This is a genomic window from Occallatibacter sp. (genome assembly GCF_035317045.1).
Lineage (GTDB): Bacteria > Acidobacteriota > Terriglobia > Terriglobales > Acidobacteriaceae > Telmatobacter.
This window is the reverse complement of the sequence record NZ_DATHHT010000012.1, coordinates 99,607-125,780: the sequence shown is the minus strand read 5'-3', so window position 1 is coordinate 125,780 and position 26,174 is coordinate 99,607. Positions and strand designations below refer to the sequence as shown.

General features: G+C 59.1%; 28 protein-coding genes. 15 read left to right on the top strand and 13 right to left on the bottom strand.

Annotated features, from left to right (window positions below; all coding sequences use genetic code 11):
- Nucleotides 1-8: 8 nt before the first annotated feature.
- The 6 genes from VK574_RS05845 (at nucleotide 9) to dnaB (ending at nucleotide 5,304) form a co-directional block, all read left to right on the top strand.
- Nucleotides 9-482 carry a TadE family protein gene (locus VK574_RS05845; protein WP_472798879.1) on the top strand — a complete coding sequence of 158 codons (474 nt, stop codon included), beginning with the start codon at nucleotides 9-11 and terminating at the stop codon, nucleotides 480-482.
- The gene (locus VK574_RS05840; protein WP_472798878.1) at nucleotides 479-901 is read left to right on the top strand and encodes a TadE/TadG family type IV pilus assembly protein; all 423 of its coding nucleotides are present in this window, start codon (nucleotides 479-481) and stop codon (nucleotides 899-901) included. Before VK574_RS05845 ends, VK574_RS05840 begins: the two co-directional genes overlap by 4 nt.
- 520 nt (nucleotides 902-1,421) lie before the next feature.
- Nucleotides 1,422-2,657, top strand: coding sequence for a pilus assembly protein TadG-related protein (locus tag VK574_RS05835; protein WP_472798877.1), 1,236 nt, complete (start codon nucleotides 1,422-1,424; stop codon nucleotides 2,655-2,657).
- A gap of 30 nt (nucleotides 2,658-2,687) precedes the next feature.
- Nucleotides 2,688-3,143, top strand: coding sequence for a TadE/TadG family type IV pilus assembly protein (locus VK574_RS05830; RefSeq protein WP_472798876.1), 456 nt, complete (start codon nucleotides 2,688-2,690; stop codon nucleotides 3,141-3,143).
- A gap of 105 nt (nucleotides 3,144-3,248) precedes the next feature.
- Nucleotides 3,249-3,752 (top strand): TadE family protein, encoded by a 504-nt coding sequence (locus VK574_RS05825; protein ID WP_472798875.1) that lies wholly within the window; start codon nucleotides 3,249-3,251, stop codon nucleotides 3,750-3,752.
- A gap of 163 nt (nucleotides 3,753-3,915) precedes the next feature.
- Nucleotides 3,916-5,304 carry a replicative DNA helicase gene (dnaB, locus tag VK574_RS05820; protein ID WP_472798874.1) on the top strand — a complete coding sequence of 463 codons (1,389 nt, stop codon included), beginning with the start codon at nucleotides 3,916-3,918 and terminating at the stop codon, nucleotides 5,302-5,304.
- 54 nt (nucleotides 5,305-5,358) lie between these two features.
- Here dnaB and VK574_RS05815 read toward each other — a convergent pair whose 3' ends face one another.
- Nucleotides 5,359-5,913, bottom strand: a complete 555-nt coding sequence (locus tag VK574_RS05815; RefSeq protein ID WP_472798873.1) for a hypothetical protein — start codon at nucleotides 5,911-5,913, stop codon at nucleotides 5,359-5,361.
- A 137-nt stretch (nucleotides 5,914-6,050) separates the two neighbouring features.
- The gene (locus tag VK574_RS05810; RefSeq protein ID WP_472798872.1) at nucleotides 6,051-6,743 is read right to left on the bottom strand and encodes a hypothetical protein; all 693 of its coding nucleotides are present in this window, start codon (nucleotides 6,741-6,743) and stop codon (nucleotides 6,051-6,053) included.
- A 734-nt stretch (nucleotides 6,744-7,477) separates the two neighbouring features.
- Between VK574_RS05810 and VK574_RS05805 the strand changes: the two genes are divergently transcribed.
- The gene (locus tag VK574_RS05805) at nucleotides 7,478-7,993 is read left to right on the top strand and encodes a sigma factor-like helix-turn-helix DNA-binding protein (protein ID WP_472798871.1); all 516 of its coding nucleotides are present in this window, start codon (nucleotides 7,478-7,480) and stop codon (nucleotides 7,991-7,993) included.
- A gap of 75 nt (nucleotides 7,994-8,068) precedes the next feature.
- Here the strand turns inward: VK574_RS05805 and VK574_RS05800 are convergent, their stop codons facing one another.
- From VK574_RS05800 to VK574_RS05790, 3 genes are all read right to left on the bottom strand, one after another.
- Nucleotides 8,069-9,547, bottom strand: coding sequence for a CoA-acylating methylmalonate-semialdehyde dehydrogenase (locus tag VK574_RS05800; RefSeq protein ID WP_472798870.1), 1,479 nt, complete (start codon nucleotides 9,545-9,547; stop codon nucleotides 8,069-8,071).
- A gap of 113 nt (nucleotides 9,548-9,660) precedes the next feature.
- Nucleotides 9,661-10,116 carry an SRPBCC family protein gene (locus tag VK574_RS05795; RefSeq protein WP_472798869.1) on the bottom strand — a complete coding sequence of 152 codons (456 nt, stop codon included), beginning with the start codon at nucleotides 10,114-10,116 and terminating at the stop codon, nucleotides 9,661-9,663.
- Between the two features lie 123 nt (nucleotides 10,117-10,239).
- Entirely contained in the window at nucleotides 10,240-10,566 is a 327-nt protein-coding gene (locus VK574_RS05790; protein WP_472798868.1) for an antibiotic biosynthesis monooxygenase family protein, read from the bottom strand.
- 156 nt (nucleotides 10,567-10,722) lie between these two features.
- Here VK574_RS05790 and VK574_RS05785 point away from each other — a divergent pair, with 156 nt between their 5' ends.
- From VK574_RS05785 to VK574_RS05765, 5 genes are all read left to right on the top strand, one after another.
- Entirely contained in the window at nucleotides 10,723-11,802 is a 1,080-nt protein-coding gene (locus VK574_RS05785) for an alpha/beta hydrolase (RefSeq protein ID WP_472798867.1), read from the top strand.
- Nucleotides 11,803-11,934: 132 nt separating this feature from the next.
- The gene (locus VK574_RS05780) at nucleotides 11,935-12,492 is read left to right on the top strand and encodes a hypothetical protein (RefSeq protein ID WP_472798866.1); all 558 of its coding nucleotides are present in this window, start codon (nucleotides 11,935-11,937) and stop codon (nucleotides 12,490-12,492) included.
- Nucleotides 12,493-12,557: 65 nt separating this feature from the next.
- Entirely contained in the window at nucleotides 12,558-13,160 is a 603-nt protein-coding gene (locus tag VK574_RS05775) for a hypothetical protein (RefSeq protein WP_472798865.1), read from the top strand.
- Nucleotides 13,153-13,455, top strand: coding sequence for a winged helix-turn-helix domain-containing protein (locus tag VK574_RS05770; protein WP_472798864.1), 303 nt, complete (start codon nucleotides 13,153-13,155; stop codon nucleotides 13,453-13,455). Before VK574_RS05775 ends, VK574_RS05770 begins: the two co-directional genes overlap by 8 nt.
- A 35-nt stretch (nucleotides 13,456-13,490) precedes the next feature.
- Nucleotides 13,491-14,081: a hypothetical protein gene (locus VK574_RS05765; protein ID WP_472798863.1), complete on the top strand. Its 591-nt coding sequence runs from the start codon at nucleotides 13,491-13,493 to the stop codon at nucleotides 14,079-14,081.
- On the opposite strand, the gene VK574_RS05760 is transcribed toward VK574_RS05765, so the two are convergent.
- The 5 genes from VK574_RS05760 to VK574_RS05740 all read right to left on the bottom strand — a co-directional run bounded on the left by VK574_RS05760 (nucleotide 14,062) and on the right by VK574_RS05740 (nucleotide 20,210).
- Complete coding sequence (locus tag VK574_RS05760; protein ID WP_472798862.1) at nucleotides 14,062-15,228, bottom strand: tRNA guanosine(34) transglycosylase Tgt; 1,167 nt, start codon at nucleotides 15,226-15,228, stop codon at nucleotides 14,062-14,064. The genes VK574_RS05765 and VK574_RS05760 overlap by 20 nt on opposite strands.
- A 74-nt stretch (nucleotides 15,229-15,302) precedes the next feature.
- A complete protein-coding gene (locus VK574_RS05755; RefSeq protein WP_472798861.1) occupies nucleotides 15,303-15,644 on the bottom strand; it encodes a hypothetical protein in 342 nt (113 codons plus the stop codon).
- Nucleotides 15,645-15,790: 146 nt separating this feature from the next.
- Nucleotides 15,791-18,094 (bottom strand): TonB-dependent receptor, encoded by a 2,304-nt coding sequence (locus VK574_RS05750; RefSeq protein WP_472798860.1) that lies wholly within the window; start codon nucleotides 18,092-18,094, stop codon nucleotides 15,791-15,793.
- Complete coding sequence (folK, locus tag VK574_RS05745) at nucleotides 18,042-18,584, bottom strand: 2-amino-4-hydroxy-6-hydroxymethyldihydropteridine diphosphokinase (protein WP_472798859.1); 543 nt, start codon at nucleotides 18,582-18,584, stop codon at nucleotides 18,042-18,044. Before folK ends, VK574_RS05750 begins: the two co-directional genes overlap by 53 nt.
- Nucleotides 18,585-18,632: 48 nt before the next feature.
- Entirely contained in the window at nucleotides 18,633-20,210 is a 1,578-nt protein-coding gene (locus VK574_RS05740; protein ID WP_472798858.1) for a hypothetical protein, read from the bottom strand.
- Between the two features lie 123 nt (nucleotides 20,211-20,333).
- On the opposite strand from VK574_RS05740, the gene VK574_RS05735 reads away from it, so the two are divergent.
- Both VK574_RS05735 and VK574_RS05730 read left to right on the top strand, forming a co-directional pair.
- The gene (locus VK574_RS05735) at nucleotides 20,334-20,552 is read left to right on the top strand and encodes a hypothetical protein (RefSeq protein WP_472798857.1); all 219 of its coding nucleotides are present in this window, start codon (nucleotides 20,334-20,336) and stop codon (nucleotides 20,550-20,552) included.
- Nucleotides 20,553-20,656: 104 nt separating this feature from the next.
- Entirely contained in the window at nucleotides 20,657-21,778 is a 1,122-nt protein-coding gene (locus VK574_RS05730) for a Gfo/Idh/MocA family protein (protein WP_472798856.1), read from the top strand.
- 22 nt (nucleotides 21,779-21,800) lie between these two features.
- Here VK574_RS05730 and VK574_RS05725 read toward each other — a convergent pair whose 3' ends face one another.
- Genes VK574_RS05725 through VK574_RS05715 form a run of 3 tightly spaced genes read right to left on the bottom strand, consistent with a single transcriptional unit; the run spans nucleotide 21,801 to nucleotide 23,094 of the window.
- Nucleotides 21,801-22,247 (bottom strand): hypothetical protein, encoded by a 447-nt coding sequence (locus tag VK574_RS05725; protein ID WP_472798855.1) that lies wholly within the window; start codon nucleotides 22,245-22,247, stop codon nucleotides 21,801-21,803.
- 38 nt (nucleotides 22,248-22,285) lie between these two features.
- Entirely contained in the window at nucleotides 22,286-22,552 is a 267-nt protein-coding gene (locus tag VK574_RS05720; RefSeq protein WP_472798854.1) for a hypothetical protein, read from the bottom strand.
- Nucleotides 22,549-23,094: an RNA polymerase sigma factor gene (locus tag VK574_RS05715; RefSeq protein ID WP_472798853.1), complete on the bottom strand. Its 546-nt coding sequence runs from the start codon at nucleotides 23,092-23,094 to the stop codon at nucleotides 22,549-22,551. The genes VK574_RS05720 and VK574_RS05715 overlap by 4 nt, the downstream gene beginning before the upstream one ends.
- Nucleotides 23,095-23,314: 220 nt before the next feature.
- Here VK574_RS05715 and VK574_RS05710 point away from each other — a divergent pair, with 220 nt between their 5' ends.
- Complete coding sequence (locus VK574_RS05710; protein ID WP_472798852.1) at nucleotides 23,315-25,978, top strand: glycoside hydrolase family 3 C-terminal domain-containing protein; 2,664 nt, start codon at nucleotides 23,315-23,317, stop codon at nucleotides 25,976-25,978.
- Nucleotides 25,979-26,174: the final 196 nt, after the last annotated feature.

Below are 26,174 nucleotides of genomic sequence, written 5' to 3'. Positions count from 1 at the left end.
AGACCTCGATGCTGATGAATCGAATGAGCGAAGAAGGCGGCGCCCTGGTAGAGACCGCACTCTCGATGTCTTTTCTTGTGCTCATGCTGCTGGGATCTGTCGAGTTCGGGCGATTGGGCTATGGCGCCATTCAGGTAAACAGTGCTGCCAAGGCGGCGGCTCAGTACGGCGCCCAGAGCCGCACTACGGCCGGCGACAGGCCCGGAATGTTAACCGCAGCCCAGAATGAATACTTCAACCCATCCGCTTTATCCCTGGCATCCCCAACCGCGACCAGCGGATATGCGTGCAACTGTGCGGATTCGGGTGCGTCCGTCACTTGCTCAACCAACAGCGTCACAGCCCCAGCCTGCCCCGGTTCCGTAATGGAAGTCACCATCACCGTGCAGACGCAGGTAAGTTTTAATCCATTGATTCACATACCTGGGCTCGCCGGCCCCTTCACCTTGAGGGGAAATGCCATTCAGAAGGTGCTTCAATGAATCGAATCTGGCGTGAAGATGGAGCCGCCCTTGTCGAGTTTGCACTCACTTCAGTGGTGCTCTTCATGACCCTGTTCGGACTAATGGCGGTCTGCACTGCTCTCTACTCTTCCGTTTTTGTAGCGGAGGCGGCTCGCGAAGCAAGCCGGTACGCCATTGTGAGGGGCTCCGCCTGCACCGGCTTTGCTGATTGCTCAATCACCTCCGCGCAGTTGAATACCTACGTGCAGAACCTGCACTATCCAGGCATCAACTCAGCGAACCTGTCAGCTTCCGCGAGTTGGGCGGGGGGTAAGGCGCCGGGGCAGATCGTGGTAGTGACAGTGACCTACAACTTGCCATTGGCCATCCCATTTTGGCCCAAGTCGGGAAGCACAATTCACATGGGCAGCACGTCGCAAATGGCGATTTCGCAGTAGCTGCGGCGGAGAAGCCGCGAGCCGACGTCGTCGGCGAGGCAAAATCGCTTCATTCGCGAATGGCTTTGCTGACGGCACCAGTCACGTAACAGTCGCGCGATTAATACTCCTCCTTGAAGAGGTCCGAATACAGGATTCACTGGATTCGTGGAAGCGGTCGTCGCTCAACTTCGACCTATTCGTGGGGACGCCCGGCTTCGCTTCAGTCACAGTGTCCGCACGCGCGGCGGCAGAAGCGCCGAAAACGGTGGCCATCTCTGGGATTCTGAGCTCGCGATCTCCGAAACTAGAGAATAGAGGGTACTTGATATTACGATTGACGATAACTAAGGCCAAATTAGAGGGACTTAAGTAACTATAAGGTACTCTTTTGTGACTTGCTGAGCACACAACCCCTCCATAGAATCGTTTCAGTTTTCATCAGGCGAGCTGTCGCTCCCGGGCCCTGTTTTCAGATTGAGCCTGGCGTGGAGCGATGGCTCTTTTGCTTTTCATCCCTGTGCGCCTGAGAAAGAGGAATATGAAGAGACTGCGGAGCGAAAAAGGTCAAACCCTTGTTTTAACTGCGCTTTGTATGACAGCGATGTTCGGCTTCATGGCGATGGCCATCGATGTGGGCGTCTTATACAGGGAAAAGCGAAATCTGCAGACCGCAGCCGATTCGGCTGCCATCGCCGGGGCACAAGATTACATGTGGAACGGATCGACGACCACGGCGCAGGCTGCAGGCAAAAGCGCCTCATCCGCGAATGGCTTTACTGATGCCACAAACAACGTCACGGTCACCATGAATGTTCCCCCTACCAGCGGTCCAAACACAGGCTCCACGGGATTTGTGGAAGCGGTCGTCGCGCAACCTGTTTCGGGGGTATTCATGGGAACGCTCGGCTTCCATTCAGTCATGGTGTCGGCCCGTGCGGTGGGAGCGGCACCGATGAATGGCACGGCCTGCATCTGGCTGATGGCACCGTCGGGTCCCGCCTTTGACCTTCAGGGAAAATATGACATTGAGGCCCCGAATTGCGGAATTTACGTGAATTCCAACACTTCGGATGCAATGAGCGTCACGGGAAACTCAGGCACCGTGAATGCCGCGTTTCTCGACGTCGTAGGCAATTCTTCCCTTCAGCACACCACCAATCCGACTGCGCCAACAATGAATGCGGGAGTTAGAAAGAGTCCCTGGGGTAATCTCAGCGGGCCGAACCCGGCTACCGCATGCACTGGGGGTAATACGGTGGCGGCGTCCACCATCACTGCAGCCAACCTGCCATCGCCGATCAGTGGGGTGGTTTGCTTCAGTGCGAACAATCCGACGTTGTCGGCCGGCATCACTCTCCCCGGTGGGGCAATCTATGTCGCTGAAAACAGCGTGACCATCGGCGGCACCATGACCATTGGGAGTGCCGCAAACGGGGCGACACTGGATGTATACAGCGGCACATTCAACCAGGCCAATTCGGTGCTTAGCATCTTCGCGCCCACCGCGGGAACCTATAACGGGATCGCCCTGATGCAGCCCGCAACGAATACAAATGATCTGCAGGTGCAGTTCGGCAGCGGCAATGAAACGCTGGACGGATATATCTACGCGCCAGGGGCCGAGGTGTATCTGCAGGATCACGGTGGTGGAATTACGGCCACCGGAATTGTGGCGAAGAGCATGTATGACAAGGCTTCCACGATTACGATTCACAGCTATGACGTGGCACATCCCACCACAACAAAGAACAGAATCCTTGCGTTGGTTGAGTAAGAGGAAATCGAAATGAGAATGGGAAGAACGATGCTTCGGGATTTATGCAGGGTCTGGCGAGAAAGCGAAGTCGGCGGGTCCCTCGTGGAAACCGCGTTGACGGCTCCGCTGCTTCTTACGCTCGTTTTGGGTTCAGTCGAATTCTCCCGTGTTGCCTACACGGCAATCGAGGTGTCCAGCGCCGCGCGCGCCGGGGTCTCGTATGGCGCGCAAAACGGCGGAACAGCTACCGATACCACGGGCATTACCTGGGCGGCGACTCACGACGGGGCAAATGTTGCGCTCACTGTTTCCAGCGTCTCGCTCGGTTACATCTGTTCAGATGGCACAGCCTCAACCGGCTTAAATACTGACTGCACCAACTCGAACATCGAGGAGACCGTAACTGTCCAAACCCAGGCGTCCATCGCCCCCATCATTCATCTGCCGGGACTGCCGACAACCTACACGCTTCATGGCATGGCAGTTCAAAAATGTCTCCAGTGAGTACCAGAAGTAGCCGAAAGATTGCAGGAGAGCAAGACGATGCAAGGATGTAAGCGGAAATTAAGCAGAATGTTGCCTTTGGCAGGCACGGAGATGGGTGTAACTATGAGCAGGATTCGTCGCTGTATTGTGAACGATGCTGGAGGAGCCCTCGTTGAGGTGGCAATTTCCTCCACGATCCTTTTCGCCATGTTTTTTGGCGTCTTTGAGATTGCCCTGGCTTCCTATTCGTCTCACTATGTTTCCGATATGGCGCGTGAAGGAGCCCGGTACGCCATTGTTCGCGGTTCCACCTCATGCGGCAACACGCCAAACTTGACCAACTGCGGTGCAAACACAACTACGATTGCCTCCTACGTCAGGGGCTTAAACTACCCCGCCATCAATCCCGCAAATCTCACCGTCACTGTCACCTATCTGACCGGCACGACGGTTACGACGTCCACCACCACTACCACCACTTGGGCATCGTGTTCCTCGGGAACATGCAATGTGCCCGGAAATATGGTGAACGTGGCGGTAACTTACGCGTTCGGGATGGCCATTCCATTTGTTCCGAAGAAAACCATCAACGTCAACAGCGTCGCGCAGATGGTGGTTCAGCAGTAGCCCCACTCCATCCGAGGCGAGTTTCAGCACAAAGCCCGCGCGATCAATATCGCGCGGGCTTTTCCGTGCCCGATAACTGACGTTGTCCTCATTGTCCTGTTTTCCGAAATTTCCGAGTTATCCTTCCTTTTCCGAAACTCGCGCGCGCCCTAGACTCTAGGGTATGGCCACCCTGCCTGACATCACTTCGCTCGACGCCGGCCTGCCCGCGAATATCGACGCCGAGAAGACCATCCTCGGCGCCATCCTGCTCGACAACGCCGCACACTCCGAGGCCGCCGAGCGGCTGGAGCCAGACGACTTCTCGCTCGACTCGCACAAGCGGATCTTTATCCGCATGAGCGAGCTGATGAACGAGCAGCGCGCCGTCGACATTGTTACCCTGGCGAACGAACTGGCACGCTCCAAGGAAATCGAGTCCGTTGGAGGGGTGGCCTATCTTGCGTCGTTGACTGAGGGCCTGCCGATCCGCCCTGTCATCGAGGACTACATCCGCATCGTCAAGGACAAGAGCCTGCTGCGGAAGCTCATGCTCATCTGCTCGGCGGCCATCGCGCGGGCAGCCGACCAGAGCGAGACCGCTCTTGAGGTTCTCGACGCAGCCGAATCGCAACTGCTCGAAGTCAGCGAGAAGGGAATTACCCGCGGACTCGAACCGCTCGACAAGATTGTCGCGGACTCCTTTGGTTCTATCGATAACCTTTACAAGGAAAGCCGCGACGTCACCGGGCTGGCGACTGGATTCAGAGTTTTCGACGAGATGACCAAGGGCCTGCAGCAGAACGAGCTCATTATCATCGCCGCACGCCCCTCCATGGGAAAGACCGCGCTTGCCATCAATATTGCGGAGAATGCCGCCATCTACAGCAAAGCCACCGTGGCAGTCTTCAGCCTGGAAATGAGCAAGGCTTCACTGCTGCGCCGCATGCTGGCCTCGCAGGCATGGGTAGACCAGCGCAGCATGCAGGCAGGATTCATCAGGAAAGAAGATCAGATCAAGCTTGAGAAGGCGCTGGAGCAGCTCATTGAGTCGCACCTGTTTATCGACGACAGCGCCGGCATTTCGCTGGCGGAGATGCGCGCCAAGGCGCGGCGTTTGAAACAGACGACCGGCAAGCTTGATCTGATAGTGGTTGACTACCTGCAGCTGATGTCGGCCACGCTGCCCTCAGCAGGCGGCAAGCGTTATGAGAACCGCACGCAGGAAGTGTCCGCGATTTCGCGTGGTCTGAAGGCGTTGGCCAAGGAACTCGAGGTCCCGGTTGTCGCGCTGTCGCAGCTTTCGCGTGCCAGCGAACGCCGCGGTGATGACAAGCGCCCCATGCTGAGCGATCTTCGCGAGTCAGGCTCGATTGAGCAGGACGCTGACGTCGTTGCTTTCATCCATCGCGAATCCTATTACAACCGCGATGAGGAGATGTCTGAATCCGACAGGGCCAAATCGGAAATCATCATTGCCAAGCAGCGCAATGGGCCCACAGGCGTCGTGCATCTGAACTTCGTCTCGAAGTTTACGCGCTTCGACAACGCCGATGGTTCTCACGACGTGTGATCTGAGGAATCAGGCAGTTTTCCGATCGAAGGCACGACCCACGACAGATGGACCTTACCCCGCGCCAGCCAGTTTCAGATAATCCGGCTCATCGGCAATCGTACGATGTCGAAAGGCGCGCACAATCTTCCGCTCCTTCAGAAAGAACACGCCCGGCATCTGATCGGCATCTTCCTTAATCATGCCAATTCCGTACTTGAACATCGCACCCTTCAGCCAGCCCTTCCAGACTGTCAGATTCAAAAAATGCAAAAAGGGATTGGTGCGCGTCAAGGCAAAAGCGGGAAGCTGATAAAGCGTAGCCTCCGGGTTGCTGATCCTCTCCACATCCGAGAGGTTGTAGTAGTCGAAGTACGGTTTCGCCCGTTGCGGAGAGCCGAGATGCACAAAGACAGGCCGCACCCCCTTCGCCTCAATCTGCTGCCGCACCTGCGAAACGCGGTCCAGAGCCTGTGCACAAAAAGCGCATGCAAAGTGGCGAAGAAAGATGAGCAATACCGGCGATTCATCCACCAGGTCGAGCAGGGATCGGCCCGCCTCCGTGTGAAACTCACCCCAGGAGTCTGCAAGGTCCGATCGCTCCGATGATTTGCGGATCCCCGTAGCCATCCCATCCACTCCCATTCAAAAACGTCGGCGATAGACGTGATTCATACATGCCTGGATCCCCGGCGACTTGGATTCACCGTCGCGGAATCCTATCCGGAGGCAAATTCAAGTTATCACTATTCAGGGCCGTTGAGTGATCAGAGTTCGTTGATCGTCAACGCCACGCGTCCCGCGATGTAATCGCCCAGCGAAGCATCGGGACCGATCTCGATCAGATCGACCGGAAAGCTCATATTTAAAGGCCGCAGCACCAGCCGCTCCTCCGCAAAGTCGGCATAGCGCAGCATGAGGTGCGCGCCGGCGCGAACCGCATACAAATTAGGCCTGCCGGCGCGGTATGGGGTCAGCTTGTTGTAGTGCCGGTCAATCACCGCCAGGGCATCCGGAAACAGCAGCGGATCCATGGGCAGTGCATCGGAATGCGCGATGCGGATGGCGACAAATCGCTGCCACGAGCGGCGCGACGCCACGGCTTTGGCTTTGAGCGATCGCAACGCACCCGCGGGCAGATGCAGCATCATCTGCACAGCGCTCGGCCGGATGTACGGCTCGAAGAGCGCGGAATTGTGCGAGACAACAGGCACGATAAGAGGCTCTGCTTCGGCGCTGTTAGCGGGATCGGCATGGGCACCGAGTTCCATCAGGTCGTCGCATTCCATGTGCTGGGTAGCCAGCATCCGGTCGAGTCCCGCGAGCGAGAGCTGCCCACGGGAATGCAGGAAGTTTGACAAATGTGACTTGCCGAATCCGGTCTGCCGCGATAGAAGGTACACGCTCAGAGTTCCGCGCTCAATCCTGCGCAGCAACTCCACACGAAGTCGTTCGTGCATCTGGGTGAAATTCATCTGTGGATAGTCCGCCACCGGTCATGCAGACGATCAGTTGCCGTTTTCTTTAAGCAAACTGATTTGCGTCGATTCGGCTTCATTCTCTGGGCTCGCTTGCACATCCAACAGAACGAATGAAGAATGATGCCTGGCAGCGTTGACGCACAGGATACATCTCTCTAGATTGGGTTTACTCCAGCTCGCACAGGTTGTGGGAAATTTTCAGGTATGGGATTGGTCCGCGCAATCGTACGAGGGTTGTAGTTGCCCTCGTCGGACTCGGGCGTGCTTACGCACTCTTCCCGCCGAACTCCTTCGCAGGCGCTTAATCTATGCGCCCTGGCACCGCCTGCCGAGCTGATTCCAGACTCTGCGCGAACATCGTGATGACATCCACAGCTCGAGCACTGATGGCAACCGTAAACGGCGGCAACAGAACCGCCGGCGCGACTGCCTGGCTCCTTTCACCTCGCCTGACAGAAGACAAGAAACTGAATAAGCGGGAGAAAGCGATTTTTGGGGGAATCGATGATGGAATTGTGCGTGCAATTGAAGATTTGCGAGGGGTGCGGGTGTCTTTGGTACCGCGCCCATGCCTTGGGAACTGTATATTGCTCTCGCTGTAGAACAGAACTGGAGAAATTTCCAAACCCTGGGTCGCGTAAGCGGCGCGGGCGCCCGACCACAAAGCGATTCTTGAACCTCTCGGCAGTCTCCGCAGAAGCCGGAGGTGCGCTATGAGCGCAGCCCTCCAACTGCCGTCTCTCTGGGCCACAGGAACCATCACTCAGCGCTGGCGGACGGGGCATAGCGTCGATCCCTATTCCGGCTCGATTGAGGAAACTGACTCCGCGGGCCAGGACACTGCATCCGCGCCGGTCATCAGCCTGGCCTTTTATCGCAAGCACACTGAAAAAATGCTTCGGCGGTATCTGTACGCGTCCATGCTGGTGGGCCGAGCGCCGGCCATTCTGGGCGAACCAATCGGGCGCGGATGGGTATCGAGCCGCAAAGTCAAAACCTTTGAAGATGCCGTCATCTTCGTGCTCGATATCGAGAACTGTCTGAAGAAACTGGGGCATCTTGATCAGGCAATTCTCAGCCGGGTGGCGCTCCAGGAATACACGCAGGAAGAAACAGCCGCGATGCTCGGCGTCAGCGTTCGCGCCATCTCCTACAAATACAAAAAAGCGCTCGACAGCCTCACAGAAATGCTGTTGCAAGCGGGGCTGCTCATTCTTCCGCCTTCATAACTTAAGGGACCTCGCAACAGCAAAGAAGGGGAGCGCAGTTCGCGCTCCCCTTTTTGCGTGCACATAGCGATGTGATCAGAACTTGCGCGACCACTCTTTCGGCCAGCGTTCTACGATCACTTTTTTGTCGGTGAAGAACTCAATGGCATCGCGACCCTGCGCGTGCATTACGCCAAAGAAGCTGCCCTTCCATCCCGAGAAGGGGAAGTAGGCCATGGGCGCCGGAACGCCGATGTTGATGCCCACATTCCCTGTCGAAACGGAGGTGCGAAACTTGCGCGCTGCCGCACCCGACGAGGTGAAGATGGAACTGGCATTGCCATATGCCGAGCGCTCGATCATCGCCACGGCCTCGTCCACTGTGTCTGCATGGACCACCGAAAGCACCGGCCCGAAGATCTCAGTCTCCATGAGCGGGCTCGCGGCCGGCAGCCCGTCGAGGACCGTGGGGCCGACGAACGAGCCGGCGCCGTTTCCACTAGCCCGTCTGCCATCTACGATCGTCTTCGCGCCCTGCTCCGCCCCCTGCCCGATGAGGCCCACGACGCGCTCGCGGCTGGCCTGCGTGATCACCGGGCCCATCTGCGTCGCCGGATCGAGCCCGTCGCCCACTTTCAACGAACCGGCCGCCGCCGCAATCGAGTCGCGGAACCAGTCTTTCGCATCGCCCACCGTGACCGTCACGCTGACAGCGAGACAGCGCTGACCCGCGCAGCCAAAGGCTGAATCGGCAATGATCTTTGTGGTGGTCTCCCGGTCGGCGTCTGGCAGAACCACCACGTGATTTTTCGCGCCACCCTGGCACTGCACGCGCTTGCCGCTCGCCGAGCCTCGTGCATACACATGTTTGGCCACCGGCGTCGAGCCCACAAAGCTCACCGCCCGCACCAGCGGATGATCGAGCAGCGCATCCACTGCAGGCTTTCCGCCGTTGACCAGGTTCACGACGCCATCGGGAAGCCCTGTCTCCTGGATAAGTTCGACAAGACGCGCCGCCGAGAAGGGAACCCGATCGCTCGGTTTCAGCACCACCGTGTTGCCTGTGGCAATCGCGTAGGGCAGAAACCACAACGGAATCATCAGAGGAAAATTGAACGGCGTAATCACCGCGCAAACGCCGAGCGGCTGCCGCACCATGATCTCGTCAATGCCGGGCGCAACATCTTCGAGCGAATAGCCCTGCATCAGCACGGGAATGCCGCACGCGACCTCAACGTTTTCAATACCGCGCCGCAGTTCGCCTTTCGATTCGGCCAGGGTTTTGCCATTCTCGATAGTGATCAAGCTCGCGAGTTCATCCAGATGCTCCTCGAGCAGCGCCTTCAGCTTGAACAGGTATTGCACGCGATCGCCCGCGGGCACTGTGCGCCACGACGCGAATGCGGTATGCGCCGCCTGCACCGCCGCGTCTACCTCGGCAGGTGATCCGGAAGGGGAACTGCCCAGCGGCTCGCCGGTAGCAGGGTTCAGAAGTTCAATTCCGGCCGGGCTCGTGGAGGTGACCCACTTGCCGCCGACAAGGTTGTGGATTGCGGGGGATGCAATAGCACTCATGGGAATTCAATGTATCGCACCCAGCGTAAAGAGGGCAGCAGGAATTTTTGCCGAATCAAAAAAGCGGCCATACACCCAAACTTGGCAAAAGGCATCCCGTCTCGCTGAAGAGCTCAGCGTTGTCCGCGATTCGTCTGAACGCGCGCGTAAGCTTCGCTGATGCCGGCCGCAATTCTGCTCATTCCCGGCGCCAGACCGGGAGCGAATGCTCGTCGCACGTCCTCCGTGTAGGAAGCGGCGTTTTCGCCCTCCAGGGTAATTTGCTGCGTGAATTGAGTTCGGCTATCGGGAAGCCCGCTGAAGACCCACTTGCATGAAATGACTGCCCCCGCCAGGGCGATTTCTATCGTGTACGACTCACCTGCCTTGACATCTTTCAGCCGCCATTGCCGCGGCGGTTGCCCAGGCATTTCCGTGGTGCCGGGCGATCCGCTTGCGAACGGCCCGTGCAATTTAAACTCCGCCGGAGGATCGTCCCAGTTCTTCACATCCGTCATATACATCCATGAGAACTCGAGAGTAGCCGTCGTCTCGACGGAATGTTCGATCGTCCATGCGACATCTTTCATGTTCATCTCTCATCTTTCGAGACCCGCGCAACGCGGTGCATTCAAAGTCATTCGCAATGGGTGCTGCACAAATTCTGGTCGATTTCGAAGAGCGTCTTTCCCGGATCAGTTCCCGGCCCGATTTCATCCCGTCAATCCGGCCAGTCCCTGCAGCGAACGGATCTCGTAGTGCGCGGATTCCTTGTCGTACCGGGAGAGATATTGGAGCCGGTCCTCGGGGATGATGGCGGCCTCGTAGTGCGCTCCAGCCACCGCCCGCAGTGCTTCAAGCGACTCCCACACCATGATGGTGATGAATTCGATCTCGTCATCCAAGGGCCGGCGCAACACAATGCCGCCTCGGTATCCGGGAATCTTGCTCATTCCGGGCAACAGTTCCGGCTTGATCTTCGCCTCGTATGCGTCGGCCTGTTCGGGCTTCGTATATCCGTGCCAGATTCTCGCAATCATCGGAGTTTCCTCCTCATTTTGAGTGTGACCCGTTGCCAGCTTGTCCAGTACAGAATGCTTTGACGTTCAAGGATACGCCTGTCCGTCTGCTATCGTGAACGGTTCGGCCGCTCTTCCGCGGCGGTTCACCCGAAAATTCCTGGAGGCTACGCCACCATGCTCTCGATCGCGCGCTCCGTTGCCTGCGCATTTATGTTTGTCCCGCCGCTGCTGCTGGCCCAGCAGTCCACCCCGGCTCCCACCACGGCTGCGGAGGCTCCCAACCGCGACACCAGCTACATCGACGCCAACGGAGCCGCTCACGTCACCCGCGTTGTTCCCGTGCCGCAGACCATCAGCCCCGAGGCGCAGAAATCGATCAGCCGCCCTGAGCCTGACCAGGGTCCGCCACAACCCCTCGAAGCCCGCCGCAAAGGAACCGACGCCTACACCGCCCGCGCGCGTGTTGAATGGACGAAGCTCTGCCCCAACACGATCATCGAAGACAAAATCGCCGGCGTTCCGGTCCGCATCGTGACGCCTGAAGGCATGCTCGACAAGAACAAGGACAAGGTGCTGTTGAATCTCCACGGAGGCGGGTTCAACTCCGATTCCGGTTCTTACACCGAGTCGATCCCCATCGCAAGCTATACCGGGATCAAGGTGGTCGCCGTCCTTTACCGCCTCTCGCCTGAAGTCAAATTTCCAGCCGCCGTGGATGACTCCATCGCTGTTTACAAGGAGTTGCTGAAGACCTACAAACCGAGCCACATCGTCATCTACGGCACATCCGCAGGAGCCATCCTCACGGCCGAAGTGGCCGCGAAAATCAAGCAGCTCGACCTGCCCATGCCGGCCGCCCTTGGCATCTTCAGCGGCATGGGCGACTTTGCCCGCTCTGGAGATTCGCTTGCCATGTATGCGCTGCGCGGACTCGCCGGCCATCTCGATCCACCCGAACCGGGAGCACACGACCCGTTTTATGTCGCCGAAACCGACCCCAAGGATCCGATCCTGTCGCCCATCTACGGCGATCTGCACGGCCTGCCGCCCGCGCTTTTTATCACCAGCGGCCGCGACCTGCTGCTCAGCGGTACGGTCAACCTGGAACGAGCCTATGTGCTGGCCGGGGATGACGCGCACCTCGTGGTCTACGACGCTCTGCCGCACGCCTTCTGGTACGACCCGCGCCTGCCTGAAGCCATCGAAGCCAACCACATCATGGCCGACTTCTTTGTGAAACATCTCGGCAAATAGTTGATACCAAATTGCTTCTGCAAAGCATTCAACCCCCTGAAGAAACTGATTGACATAGAGAACTCTATTGTATAGAGTACTCCTTGTTGAACAGTAGCTGATCGGATTGAGTCGCTGCAACGGAGGCACATCATGAACCGCAAATTCCCCGAATTCTCCTCATCCAGGACATTGTTAGTTGCTTCAGCGCTGATCGGATGCGGCCTTACGTTCGCCGCCCAGCAACCGCCAATGCCGAACGCGGACGCCCAACGCGAAGCCATGAAGAAGCTCGCCTTCCTTGCCGGCAAGTGGTCTGGACCGGTATCGATCTCACGCGGACCTGGGGAGCCGCTCCACCTCGCACAGGCTGAAATAGTGCAATTCAAACTCGACGGACTTGTGATGCTCGTCGAAGGCCAGAGTACCGGGCCTGATGGCAAGGCGCAGTTCCAGGCACTCGCTAGCATTGCCTACGACGACTCCACGCACACATATCGCTTCCGCGCCTACAACGAAGGGCATTACCTCGACACCGAACTTAGCGTGCAGCCCGACGGATTTGTATGGGGATTCACCGCGGGTCCGGCGAAGATCGAAAACACCATGCACCTCACCGCCAAAGGCGAATGGCAGGAAACCACCGACGTCACCTTCGGCAACAATCCTCCGCACCGCAGTGTGGACATGCTGCTTCAGCATCAGCCGTGACGACTTTGATCGAGATCGCTCGGAGAAGTAAATCGCCCACCTCAACGCACAAAAAGGAGATTGCCATGCAGGAAGAAACGAGCACCAAAGACCTGAAAGACAGGCTCGCGCTCATCGAGAGCATGATGAGGGAAGGGCGCCGCACTACCGAAAGCTGGGGCTGGACCTTTCTGCTCTGGGGCATCGCCTATTACGTTGCCATCGCCTGGGCCATGCTGGGACGCAGCAACCTCGCCTGGCCGGTCACCATGATCGCGGCTTCGGTCGTCACCGTGGTACTGGTTTCAATGAAGGCAGGCAAGCGGCCGGAGACGACCATGGGCCGGGCCGTCGGATCAGTATGGATGGCGCTCGGCATTTCAATGTTTCTGTTGTTCTTTTCGCTCGGCGTCAGCGGAAGGCTGACCGATTGGCATGTCTTCATCGCAATAGCATGCGGCATGCTTGGCATGGCCAATGGAACCTCCGCGCTGATTCTGCGCTGGAAGATGCAGTTTGCGTGCGCCGTGGTGTGGTGGGCCGCATCGGTGGCGTCCTGCTTCGGCAGCGACAAACAGGTTGGAATCGTTGGTTTCGCAGCAATCTTTTTTTGCCAGATCGTCTTCGGCATCTACGGCATGATCGCGGAGGCGCGCGTCCGCAAGATGCGCGGTCCTTCCCATGCCTGAGCTGCCCGAACTCAATCCTGTGATTCACGGCAAACTGCGACTGGCTCTGCTGTCGCTGCTGGTCGGCGTGGAAGAAGCGGAGTTCACATGGCTGCGCACGAAGACCGGGTCCACCGACGGCAACCTTGGAGCGCAGTTGCTCAAGCTCGAAGAAGCCGGCTACGTCGCTGTCGAGAAGAAATTCGTGCTGCGCAAGCCCCAGACGCTCTATCGCATCACCGAGAAAGGCCGCCAGGCGCTTGCTGAATATGTCCAAGCGCTAAAACAACTGCTGGGTTCGGCTATCGAGAACTGAATTGTGCGCTCAGCGTTTTGTTGGAGGTAAAGGTCATGATGAGTATCGAGAATGCCAACCAGCTTCGCGGCCGCGCAATGGGATCGATGATCCTCGCAGGCTTTGGTGGAATCTGGTTGGGGCTTGCCTTTTACGCGAAGGAAATGCTCAACGCCGCGATGATTCTGTACATCGTGGCGGGGCTGCTGACGCTGCTGGCCGGCTCAGCAAAGCTGATGAGGGCCTCCGGTCGCTGGTCGCGCGAGCCGAGAAATCCTTCGCATAATCGCGCATTTGGCTGGATCAACGCTCTCCAGTGGATCGCGATCTTCATCGTCGTACAGATCCTCACCAGGCTCCATCTCGATGCATATACCGTTTCTGCAATCGCCGGCATTGTGGGGTTGCACTTCTTCCCGCTGGCAAAGCTCTTCAGGAACCGCATGCACTATGTGACGGGTTCGGCCATGGTGTTATGGGCTGCCGGAACTGCGCTCTGGGCTCCACTGGAAAAGATGCAGGGAGATGCGGCGATGGGCGCCGGCGTGATTCTCTGGGGCAGCGTATCGATTACTCTCGCAATGTCGCTGTTCGTCGTGCGCCGGCCTTCGCGGATATCGGAGCACGTCAGGCCGGAGACGGCGTAGTTGCAGCGGCGGCCGACGTCGCGGCGAGATCTTCGCGGACGCGCTGCATGGTTCCAAGATAGTAGGCAAGGTTGTGAATCGTATTCAGCGTGCCGCCGAGCGGCTCGCTGCATTTCATCAAGTGGCGGAGATAGGCGCGCGAGTATCGGCGGCACACCATGCAACTGCACGCCGGATCGGCCGGGCCCTGATCTTCGGCGTATTGCTTGTTCTTGATGTTCACGCGTCCCTGGCTGGTGAACAGTAATCCGTGGCGCGCCGCTCGGGTTGGGATGACGCAATCCATCATGTCCACGCCCATGCGCGCGTAGAGTTCGATTTCGTCGGGGAAGCCGACGCCCATTACGTAGCGCGGCTTGTCTTTCGGAAGAAACGGAAGGACCTCACGGATAACCTCGAGCGTAAGTTCGCGCGGCTCGCCCACGCTGAGTCCCCCGATCGCATAGCCATCGAAGTCCATCTCCACCAGCCGCTCCGCGCTCCCGCGCCGCAAGTCGTGATACATCCCGCCCTGCACGATGCCAAAAAGCTTCTGTGTCTGCCCTTCGATTGGGTGCCCCTGGTCTCGATCCTGAGACCAGGGATCTTTGAACCAGGCGACTTCGTTCTGATGTGCGCGAAAATGATCGAGCGACCGACGCGCCCACGCCATCGTCAGTCGCAGGCTCTCTTCGGCACGTGTCCGATCCGCGGGATATTCGGTGCACTCGTCGAAGGCCATGCAGATGTCCGCGCCGAGCGCGATCTGTACATCCATGGAATGTTCCGGAGTGAAAAAGTGTGAACTCCCGTCGAGATGGGATCGGAAGCGCACGCCCTCATCTGTGACCTTGCGCAGGTGCGCGAGGCTGTAAACCTGGAATCCGCCGGAGTCGGTCAGCATGGCGCGTGGCCAACTGATGAAGCGATGCAATCCGCCCATGCGGCGAATCGCATCGTGGCCGGGCCGAAGATAAAGATGATACGTATTGCCGAGGATGATTTGTGCGCCGAGTGTCTCGAGGATGTCCTGGGGTACGGCCTTCACGCTCCCGGCCGTTCCCACCGGCATGAACACGGGCGTCTCCACGGTCTGATGCGGCAGATGCATCTGCGCGCGTCGTCCGCCGCTCTCGGTTGTGTTCAGCAGGTTGAATGCGAGGCTCACCTCGTCATTCTAGCGTGTGAGCATCGCGCAAAACCGCGCGGGGAGTCCCTTCCGACTCCCCGCCTGGTTGCACATCACCCAATGTGGCGATGCATGTGTTTTGCACGGAAGATCCTGCGCGAGGCGACGTTCTGCCGGCGATGGATCATGTTGCGCTGCTTCATGGTCAAGCGTCCATTGTGGCGTGCGCGCATCCCACGTACCTGGCGATGAATGCGCACCTGCTGCCGTTCGAGGCGGGCTCCCTGCCGTGGAGCGAAGCGCCCATTCCGGATTCCGTTTCCAATGCGTCGTTGCTGGTTGAACTCGCGCTTCACAATCGGATTCTTCGGTTGCTCGGGCGCGCTGGTTTGGGCGAATGTGATGGCGGGCGCTACAAACAGAGCCGCCACAAGTGCAAGTTTCACGAGTCTCATGGTGTTTCTCCTTCTGTGACGGCGGTGACTTTGAATCGTTCCTGGCCACTCACACTTCAAGAAACACGGAGTCCGCAAAATCGTTGTGTAAAGATTTGTTGAGAAGTGGTTGATTCCTTAAGATTTGCTGAACGTGATTGCTGCTGCTATTTTCCTCCGCCCAGCTTCACCTGCACTCCGGCGCGCGCTATGCGCGGAGTAGCCAGCGTGGTTGTCGGCGTCTTGGAAACCTCGATGCTGCGGTCGAAGAGGTTCTCGCCGGCAGCGAAGAATTCAAGGTGCGATCCGAAGTCGTGCGATGCAAACGCATCGACTCGAAAGTAGCTGTGCAACAAAAACAGGTTGGCATCGTCGTCATACTGGTGTCCGCTCAATCGGCTCTGCAGACTGAGCGTGCCTACGCGCGGACGAAACGCGCGCAGATTGAGCGACGCCATATTCCGCGCCACCTCGGGAATCCAGTTGCCAAGGTCCTGCGTGCCGCGCGACACAACCGCATGCGCATACTGATAGCCACCATCTACGGCGAGCCATCGTCGCGGAGCTGCTTCAAAATCGATTCCCACACCGCGGCTTTCAATCTGCCCAAGGTTCTCGCGCAGCAGCAAGATCGGCGATGAATTCGGATTTGTGGTCACCGCAACGATGGGCCTATTGACCTGAGTGTCGAAGTAGCTGGTGCGGATCGTGCCCCAGTGCCATTCGCTTGCGACGCCCGTCTCCCATCCCGTAGCGCGCTCGCTCAGCAGTGACGAATTGGGCAACGTGAGCTTGCTGCCGACCTGCGTTGAGCGATAGAGTTCGCTCGGCGTCGGCGCGCGAAATGCGCGAAACCCCGATGCCGACAGCGCCCAGTGACCTCCCAGTTTGCGCGACACACCCATCCTTGGATCGAAGATGGTCTCGTTGCGCGAGGGCGGCTGCGTTGCCGCGGGCACCCACGTCGATCCGTTCCAAACCACCTGGTGCGCATCGAAATTCTGAAACCAGTCCACGCGGCCCGATGCGGTCAACGTCCATGCGCGGTGCGTCCACATGGCCTCGGCGTAGCCTGCCGAATCACGCTGATGATCGTGCAGGTTGGTCAGCGCTGCGGTTGCGCCGAATGTCTGTTCGCGATCCCATACGCGCACATCGTGCACGTCGGCTCCGGCAATCACCAGCAACTCTGCGCCGACCGGCTGGTTCCAGTGCGCGGCCGCGCCGAGTTCATCGTCTGGCACGAGGGTGAAGCGCGTCGGAGTCTCACCGCAGCGGAAGGTGCACGTTGGATCGGCGGATGTCGGCGCATTGGAGATGCTGGAGAAGGTCTGCCGGTAATGCTCCGTTGAACCGTAGAGCCGCAGCGTCGCCGAAGCATTGCGAGCACCCTGCCAGTCCGCACCTGTCGCATACCGCCAAAGCCGCGTGCCGTTCTGCTGAAACGGCGTCCCGTTCGCGCGCGCCTCATTGAAGCCGCTGCCTCGCATAAACAAGCGCAATGGGCCGCGATTGCGCTCCGCGTCGAAGATTCCGTTTTGCCCATGCGTGTTCGAGGGTGCATCCACCGGACCGCGCTGGAATGGAGCTTCCTGGATAAAGCCGTCGGTGCCGATTGCGCCGCCCGATGCAAGCACGCCCCAATCCTTGATCGTGGTCTCGAACAGCGCGCTCGTGTCATACGTCCCCAGCCCTCCGTAGCTCGAACGAAACTCGCCGAGCATCGTGGTGGGCCGCGCCGGTACCACGTTGACTACGCCGCCGATCGCGCTTGAGCCGTACAGATCGCTGGCGCCGCCACGCACCACTTCGATGCGATTGATCGCGAGTTCCGGCTGCTCTTCCCAGTGGATCCAGCCTCCTATCGCATCGTTCAGCGGAACATCGTCCTCGGTAATCAAGGTGCGACTGGCCGAGGTCGAGCCCAATCCGCGCAGGCTAATACCCTGCGATGTGGGATTGGCCACCAGCGAACTCGATCTCCGGAACAACTCCACGCCTGGCAATTGCCGGACCTGTCCATCCATGGTCGGGGTCGCGGTTGTGCTGAGAGCAAACTCCGGCAGCAGTCTTGTTGTTGCGGGGCTCTCCAGCGCACCCAGCGGCGCGCGATAAGCGGTCACCGTCACCTGCTGGCTGGCGCTTGCCGGATCCAGTTCGACGGTTGTGTTGGCGCTAACTTCGACAAACTTCCCGGCAAATCCCTGCGCTTCGATGCGAAGCCGGCAGGGAATGCGGCAGAAGATGGTGAGCTGTCCATTGGTGTCGGTACGGCCCAGCAGGCGTCCACCGGCCTCCTGAACACTTGCTCCGGCGATGACAGCGCCGGATTTATCCACGACCGAAATCGTAATGGAAACAGGCCTTTGTGCCCAGGCAGTCGAGACCGCGAAAAATGCAGCGAACGCCGCCGCGATCCTAGACTTCCGCCGCAGCACGCCAATGATTGCTTTCCATTCGCACCACGGCATCCGTATCACCTGCTTGAGTTTGATGCAATTTTTCGAGCAAATGCTCTACGGTCTTTCCGCGACCGGCAATTCTCAACTGCGGAGCAATCTCATGGAGAGGAACCAGTACAAAAGCCCGTTGATCCAGCCTGGGATGAGGAAGCTCGAGCCCAGCCTCTCTGGTCTCGATATCGTCTATGAGCAGGATATCCAAATCCAGCGTCCGAGGGCCATTGGGAATCGATTTCGAACGGTCCCGGCCGAATTCCTTTTCGATCGCCAGCAATTGATCGAGCAGCGAGCGCGGCTCGAGCGGCGTATCCAGTGCCACCACCGCATTCACAAACCTGGGTTGCGCGGCATATCCAACCGGCTTAGTGGAATAAAGCGAAGATCGGCTGATCAAGGTGCCGAGCTTGCCCAACCGCCTCGCCGCCGCAGCCAATGTGGCATCCGGAGGCCCCGCCACGCTGGCCAGGTTCGATCCAAGCGCGATGTAAGCGGTGCTCATGGGTTAAGACTAACGCGCGGTGCCGCGGTTAATTCCCCGTTGCGCGGGCTAGCTCTCGCGCCATTGCCGCGCCACCTGCCGAATCCGAATCAGCGTTGCCGCCAGCGCGGCCAGCCCCACGCACCACAATGCCAATGTCGTATACACGACCCAGGCCGGAGCTTCGCCAACGTGCCGCAGCACGAACGGCAGAAAATTCCAGCACGTGATGTGCACGTAATCCCACGGGTCCTGCGTCATTGAAACGTTGTTCAGCCCCCACGCGTCCATCTTTCCCAGTGCGAAGGCGACAACATTCTTTGCGCGCAGCAGAATGACAAAGGTCGGATGCCCGAGCGTCTCCTCCTGGTAGATCTCAAGCGGCAACCAGAACATCAACGATTCAATCTGGATCAGCAGGCTCGCCACCAGCAGCACCACGCCCGTCACCCAGACTCCTCGGCTCGCCTCGTGGCGATACTTCATCAGTAGTGGAATCGCCAGGAGCGCAATCAGTTCGACCGTGGTTGAGACGTAGCGGTCTCCCCATGAGAAGTCCCCAGCCCACGCGAAATACCGCGCGTAGAAGCTGAGATAGGCCGGCAGCATGACGCATGCGGCAATGCTGTATGCGCGAACCGCGGGCGTGAGCCTGCGCCAATGCATGACCAGCAGAACCAGCGCGAGAAGGATCAACGGATCGAAAAGGAAGATGGATTTTTCAGGCAGGAATAGCGCGCCCAAAAAACCTTGATGCCAGGGCGTCGTCCAGGGCCAGTTCCTCGGAAGGCTCGGGTCCCTCGTGATGGTCTCTCTCGCGATCAGACCTGCATAGGTGTTAGTGAACGATCCGAAACGATAGAACTGGTACAACCGGTCAAGCAAGCCAAACAGGCAGAAGACCGGAATCGCAACGATTGCATATGCGCGGCATTGATCGAGCAGCGCGCGCCCACGTTTTCCGTCGAACCGCAAAACAAGAAACACAAAGAGCACGCCGGCCAGCAGATCGATGCCAGTCGTAAGCCGCGTCAGCAGATTCAACCCGAACGCGGCCGTTCCGATCAGCAGCGCGCGCTTGCTCCCCGTTCGCAGCCACTCGTACTCGAACGAAAATCCAGCCATGGTGAGCAGGCAGATGTAGTTGTTCTCCATCATGTTCTGCGTGTAGTGCAGGTGTGTTGTCGCCAGCAGAAACGTCAATACCCCTGCCACCGACTGATTTACGCTGAATGCAAACTGCCGCAGCAGCTTGAAGCACACCAGCGCTGTCAGCACCGTTACAAAGATCTGCGTCAGGTACGTCACCACAATGTCGCGCACGGTAGGATCGGTATCGCCGTAGCGATCGAAGATATGCAGCTCTTCGATATAGGTGCCGAGAATGTCCGGTGGCAGCATCAGCAGCGACTGCCCGATCCCATACCAGCTCTGTAGCGAGCCGTTGCGCCCATGCACGCCAAATTCGGGATACTCGCTGGGGAAGACCGGCGGCTGCGCGGTCCAGAAAGAGTGCGTCGATTGCAGCCTGTGCATGGTGTCGGCGCTGCCCAATTCTCCCGACTGGACTATGAGGGCAATCAGCGCCGCTGCCAGAGCCAGCAGAAACACCGGATTCTGAAACCAGAGGCGAACTCGAAGGCTCATGAAATTAGGATGCTTGCGTGCAACCCGCGCATCTTCTTAGGGTATCGCGTTCGTTGCACGTGCCCAGCCTTGGGAGCGAGAGCGCCCTCATCTGGTAGCATCTTTTTTCGGAGACTTATCAGCATGGAAGCCCTCAATAATGCAGGCCTCGGCGCCCGCCGCAATGAAGATATCGCTCTCGATCTGCTCAAGTTTGTTGCCGGAACCGCGGGTGTAGGCCGTCCCGCAGCGGGGGCCACGGGCTTCAGCGGCGCCTCGGCGCTCAAGCCTGAAGAGCACGTTGCCCAATTGCTGCAGCTCTACGGCCGCTGCCTGAAAGCGGTTGAAGGCAAAGGGGCATAGCAATCCAACCGGTCTCATAAAATGTCTCGAACGCGTTTGGAGCAAGTATGGGACCCAACACTACGGCGGGTCCCAAGAGTCCGGCGGGTTGAGAAAGATCGTTTATGAGACCGGTTTTCACAAGCAACGGCAAGGTTCGCGCTGCAGTGGTGGGCGCCGGCGCATTCGGCCGCAATCATCTCCGTGTCTACCGCGAACTTGAAACCGCCGGACAGGCAGTCGCGCTGGTCGCGGCCGTCGAACCTGACGCCTCGCGCGCAGCGGAAGCTAAATCAAAATTCGCCGTGCCTGTCTTCTCCTCAATCGAAGAACTGCTAGCGGCGGACCTTCATCTTGACGCGGCCACAGTCGCCGTTCCGACTGTCCACCACCACGCGGTAGCCTCTGTGCTCCTGGATGCCGGGCTCGATCTGCTGGTCGAAAAACCACTCGCTGCAACGCTGGCGCAGGCCGACGAACTTGTAGCCCTTGCCGAAAAGAACAGCCAAATCCTGCAGCCTGGCCATCTCGAGCGCTTCAACCCCGCCGTGCTGGCCGTGCAGCCGCAATTGCGTCGTCCCATGTTCTTTGAGGCGCATCGCCTCTCGGTCTTCACGCCCCGCGCTCTCGACGTCGACGTCGTACTCGATCTGATGATTCACGATCTCGACATCGTATTGACCATGGCCAACTCGCCGGTCCGCGAAGTCCGCGCCGTCGGTCTGCCCATCCTTTCGCCCAGGGTCGATATCGCCAATGTGCGCGTCGAATTCGAATCCGGCTGCGTGGCCAACTTCACCGCCTCGCGTGTCTCCACGGAGCGCGTTCGCAAGCTGCGTTTCTTTCAGCCGCGCAGTTACGTTTCGATTGACTACGCGCGCCAGGACCTGCTGGCCATTCGCCTCGACGCCAGCATCACCCCGGAGATCGCCGCAGCCATCGCCGGCGGTCGCGTCGATCCCGCCCTGATGGCGCAGTTGGCAGCCGCTGCCGGGGCATCAGGACTTGAGTCCAGCCCTAATCCCGGCCTGTCGTTTCTCAAGCCGCCTGTCGCTCCCGGTGAACCTCTGCGCCTCGAGATCGAGTCGTTTCTCGAATCCGTGCGCACCCGCCGCGAGCCGGCCGTCACTGCGCGCCAAGGCCGCAACGCCCTCGCTCTCGCGCTCGAAATTCAGTCCGCCATGGTCGCCCACGCCCACCGCGCCGGCCTGCAGGATTTCTTCGCGCCAGCCACAGGTGACAACTGACAACTGAAGACTGACAACTTCCTCACGCAATCCCCAGCACCCGGTTCGCAAATCCCACAATGTACTTCCAGGCTAGGTAATATGCAGCGATTGCGGCCGCCAGAAAGCAAGCGATCAACAAATAGGGAACCGTGATGGCGTTGAACCAGGTGACCGACGAAGCGGACAGCACCACCACGCCCGCTTGCGTGCCGATCAACGCGCCTGCGGGCGCCAACAGAAGCGGCAAAAGTGCGCCGTGTAATCCCAGGGGCAGATGAGTCCGCTCGCGCGACCACTGCCACAGGATGTTCCAAAGCCCCCACAGGCCCGGCACGAGCGCCATCGGAAACACCAGGCCCCTTTCAATGGGAAACGTAATCTGCATTCCGAACCGCAGCACGATAAACGCGATCAGCAGCAGCGGAAGCACCAGCGTCGGCACCAGGATCCCCGCCATGAATGCTCTCAAATAGGGATGCGTGTTCATTGGAATTCTCACTTTCCGTGGGCCCGCGCCCGCATGTTTCACAGGTAGTAGAGGATCACCGGAATGGTGCGCGGAACAATGGCCGCAAAAGCCACCAGACCGCCCGCCAGCGCCCAGTCAAACCATGGAACCGAAGCGGCGCCACGCGAGGTTTCCTCATCCATCCGCCGCAGCATTGCCGGCCACAAATCGCGCGGCAAATCAGCGTCGTCATCCATGCGCGGGATCGCGCTTTTCAACAATAGCGTCATCCGGTCGGCCTCCTGATCCCTGATCCCTGTTCCCTGATCCCTGCTTTTCGTCATGGCGTGATCCCCATTCTGTTCAAATCTTTTCGTAGCAGCCGCAGGGCGCGAAACACTCGCAGTTTCACCGCCGCCACCGTGATTCCCAGCGCCTCGGCCACTTCCTTGTGCGGCCGTTCTTCCACCACTGCCAGCAGCGCGGCAACGCGCAGCTTGGCAGGCAAACGTCCAAACGCCGAGACGGTCTTTTGCCGGATTTCCGCTGCCACGGCTGCATCGCTTGCATGAGGCGCCGGCAAGTTCTCCCACATCTGCGCGGGCACGCTGCTCTCCGGCTTCTTCCGCCGCAGCCAGTCGAGCGCCGCATGTGTGGCGATCCGCCGCGCCCAGGGTTCAAAGCCGCGCTCCGGATCGAAGCGAGCATGCGCGCGATGTATCCGCCAGAAGGCCTCGATCGTGACGTCTTCTGCCGCGCCCGGTTCCCGCACAATACGCAGCACCCAACCGAACACAGCCCGCTGATGCGTGCGGAAGAGCGTCTCGAAGGCGTCCACGTCGCCTTGACGAAACTTGTCGAGGACGCTGCCTGCCTCGTCCCGCATCTGCATTTTCCCTTTCTCGCTTTCTATTACGCAGTACGCAGGTGAAAGGTTACAACCGCGAGAGACAGTCATAGAAAACCGATTTTCTTCGCAGATTTTCTGCGTCCCCGGCGCTTGACCGAGCCCCGTCCGGCGCATTACCGTTGGCTTCCGGTGGGCGGATCACGATTTTCCGGCTCTCAAACACCCTGCTGTGTACCGTTCCATCACGAGGATTTCCATGAACACCTTCCGCATCCGATCAGTCGCTCCAGGTCTCGCGCTCTGCGCCATCGCTTTCACCGCCTTCGCGCAGGACAACACAAAGCCTGCCTATCTCGATCCGAGCTTGGCGCCAGAGCAGCGCGCCGCCGATATTGTTCGCCGCATGACGCTCGAGGAAAAGGCCTCGCAGCTCGTCAACCAGTCTCGCGCCATTCCACGCCTCAATGTTCCTGCCTACGACTGGTGGAGCGAAGCACTGCACGGCGTCATCAACAGCGGCACCACGGAGTTTCCCGAGCCGATAGGGCTGGCGGCCACATTCGATGTCCCCGCCATCCACAAAATGGCTGAAGTCATCAGCACTGAGGGCCGCATCAAGAATGCGCAGGCCGTGCGCGAACATCGCGCCAACATGTTCTTCCAGGGCCTCGATTTCTGGTCCCCCAACATCAACATCTTCCGCGATCCGCGCTGGGGCCGCGGCCAGGAAACCTACGGTGAAGATCCGTTTCTCACCGCGCGCATGGGCGTAGCCTTTGTCACCGGAATGCAGGGCACCGATCCCAAATACTACAAAACGATCTCCACGCCGAAGCACTATGCCGTGCACAGCGGTCCTGAGTCTACGCGGCACACTGCCGATGTGGCCGTCAGCAAGCACGATGAACTCGATACCTACCTGCCCGCATTCCGCGCTGCGGTCACAGAAGGCAAAGCCGGCTCCGTCATGTGCGCTTACAACGACATCAACGGCGAGCCCGCCTGCGCCAGCCAGTTCCTGTTGCAGGATCAGCTTCGTGGCAAATGGAACTTTCAGGGCTACGTCGTCTCCGACTGCGGCGCCGTTGTCGACATCTACCGCAACCATCATTTCAAGCCTTCGCAACCAGCAGCTTCCGCCATCAGCCTCCAGCGCGGCATGGACAATGAATGCGCCGACGGCGGTTTTCTGGTCAAGGACGACAGCGACTACAAAGCCTACGTCGATGCCGTGAAGCAGGGCTTCCTCAAAGAGAGCGAAATCGACACAACGCTGGTGCGTCTCTACACCGCGCGCATGCGTCTCGGCATGTTTGATCCGCCGGAACTCGTTCCCTACTCAAAGATCAGTGAGAATGAGCTGAACAGTCCGGCGAATCGCCAACTGGCCCACGAGATTGCCAACGAATCGATGGTCCTGTTGAAGAACGACGGCATCCTTCCCCTCAAAACCAGCGGTGTGAAAATCGCTGTCATCGGTCCGCTTGCCAACCAGACCAAGGTTCTTCTCGGCAACTACAACGGCTCCCCGTCGTACACCGTTTCCATCCTCGATGGGCTGCTGAAGGAGTTCTCCGGCGACACCATCACCTACGTTTCAGGAACGCAGTTCCTTGGCCATGATGCAACGCCGGTACCCGCGTCGGCTCTCACTGTGGATGGCAAGCCAGGTATCAAGGTAAGTTTTGCGAAGCTCGACATGAGCAACATCAACAACCCCGAAGCGATGAAGCCCGTGGCCACACGCATTGAATCAACTGTGGACGCCGGGGCGCAGCCAATTCCGCCCGAGGCCGCCAGTGTGCACCCGCTCGTGATTCGCTATGAGGGCACCATCACTGCGCCAGAAACCGGCGACTACAGCCTTGGAATGAAGGCCAGCGGATTCTTCCGCGTGCATCTCGACGGCAAAAGCGTGACTTCGTCCTACGGCGGCGATCCCTATGATCCCCGGCTTGGCAGCGTTCACCTCGAGGCAGGCAAACCTGCTCTGCTCAAAGTTGATTACTCGCCCAATGAAAACGGCAAACCCGTTGCAGAGCTTGTCTGGTCGAAGATTGATCTCAGCGCGAAGCCAGAGGCCGCGGAAGCAGCCAAAAATGCCGATGTCGTCATCGCGGTTCTCGGTATCACCAGCGAGCTTGAAGGTGAAGAGATGCAGGTAAGCATCTCCGGCTTCAAAGGCGGCGACCGCACGAGCATCGATCTCCCAAAGCCTGAAGAGGATCTGCTTGAAGCCGTGGCCGCCACCGGCAAGCCTGTCATCCTTGTTCTCACCAACGGCAGTGCGCTCGCCGTTAACTGGGCCAATGAACACGCCAATGCTATTGTCGACGCCTTCTATCCCGGCGAAGAGGGCGGCACTGCAGTGGCCGAGACGTTGTCGGGCAGAAACGACCCCGCCGGACGCTTGCCCGTCACCTTCTACAAGAGCGTCGATCAGATCCCACCGTTTGAAGACTACGCGATGAAGGGCCGCACCTATCGCTACTTCACCGGCACGCCGCTCTATCCCTTCGGCTACGGACTCAGCTACACGAAGTTCTCCTACAGCGATCCCAGTATTCCCACACAAACAGTCACCGCCGGCGACCCCGTCTCCGTCGACGTCACGGTGACCAACAGCGGCAGCCGTGACGGCGACGAGGTCGTGCAGCTCTACATCAAGTTCCCCAACGTCCCCGGCGCGCCACTTCGCGCACTCCGCGGATTCGAGCGCGTTCACCTTGCAGCAGGCGCATCGCAGAAGGTCCACTTCGAACTGAAGAACCGCGATCTCAGCATGGTGACGGAAGCCGGTGAACCCGTGATCGCCGAAGGGGACTATGCACTCTCCATCGGCGGCGGCCAGCCAGACACGTCGGCGCAAGCGCTGACCGCGAAGTTCCACATCAACGGAACAAAAACGCTACCCGAATAAGGCGTAGTGACCCGCGCGCTTCGAGCCGCTTTGGTGAAAGGGCGCGACTCGGGGATACCAGCTGGATCGCGTGCGAAAAGCCGCCAAAGCATCGCGGGCTTCAGCCCTTGGGAGGACGTGTTCTTACCGAAACTTCCGCATCGGCGGTCAACCTCCCGGAGCCACCAATGTCCTCAATGACCGGAAGTGGGTTACT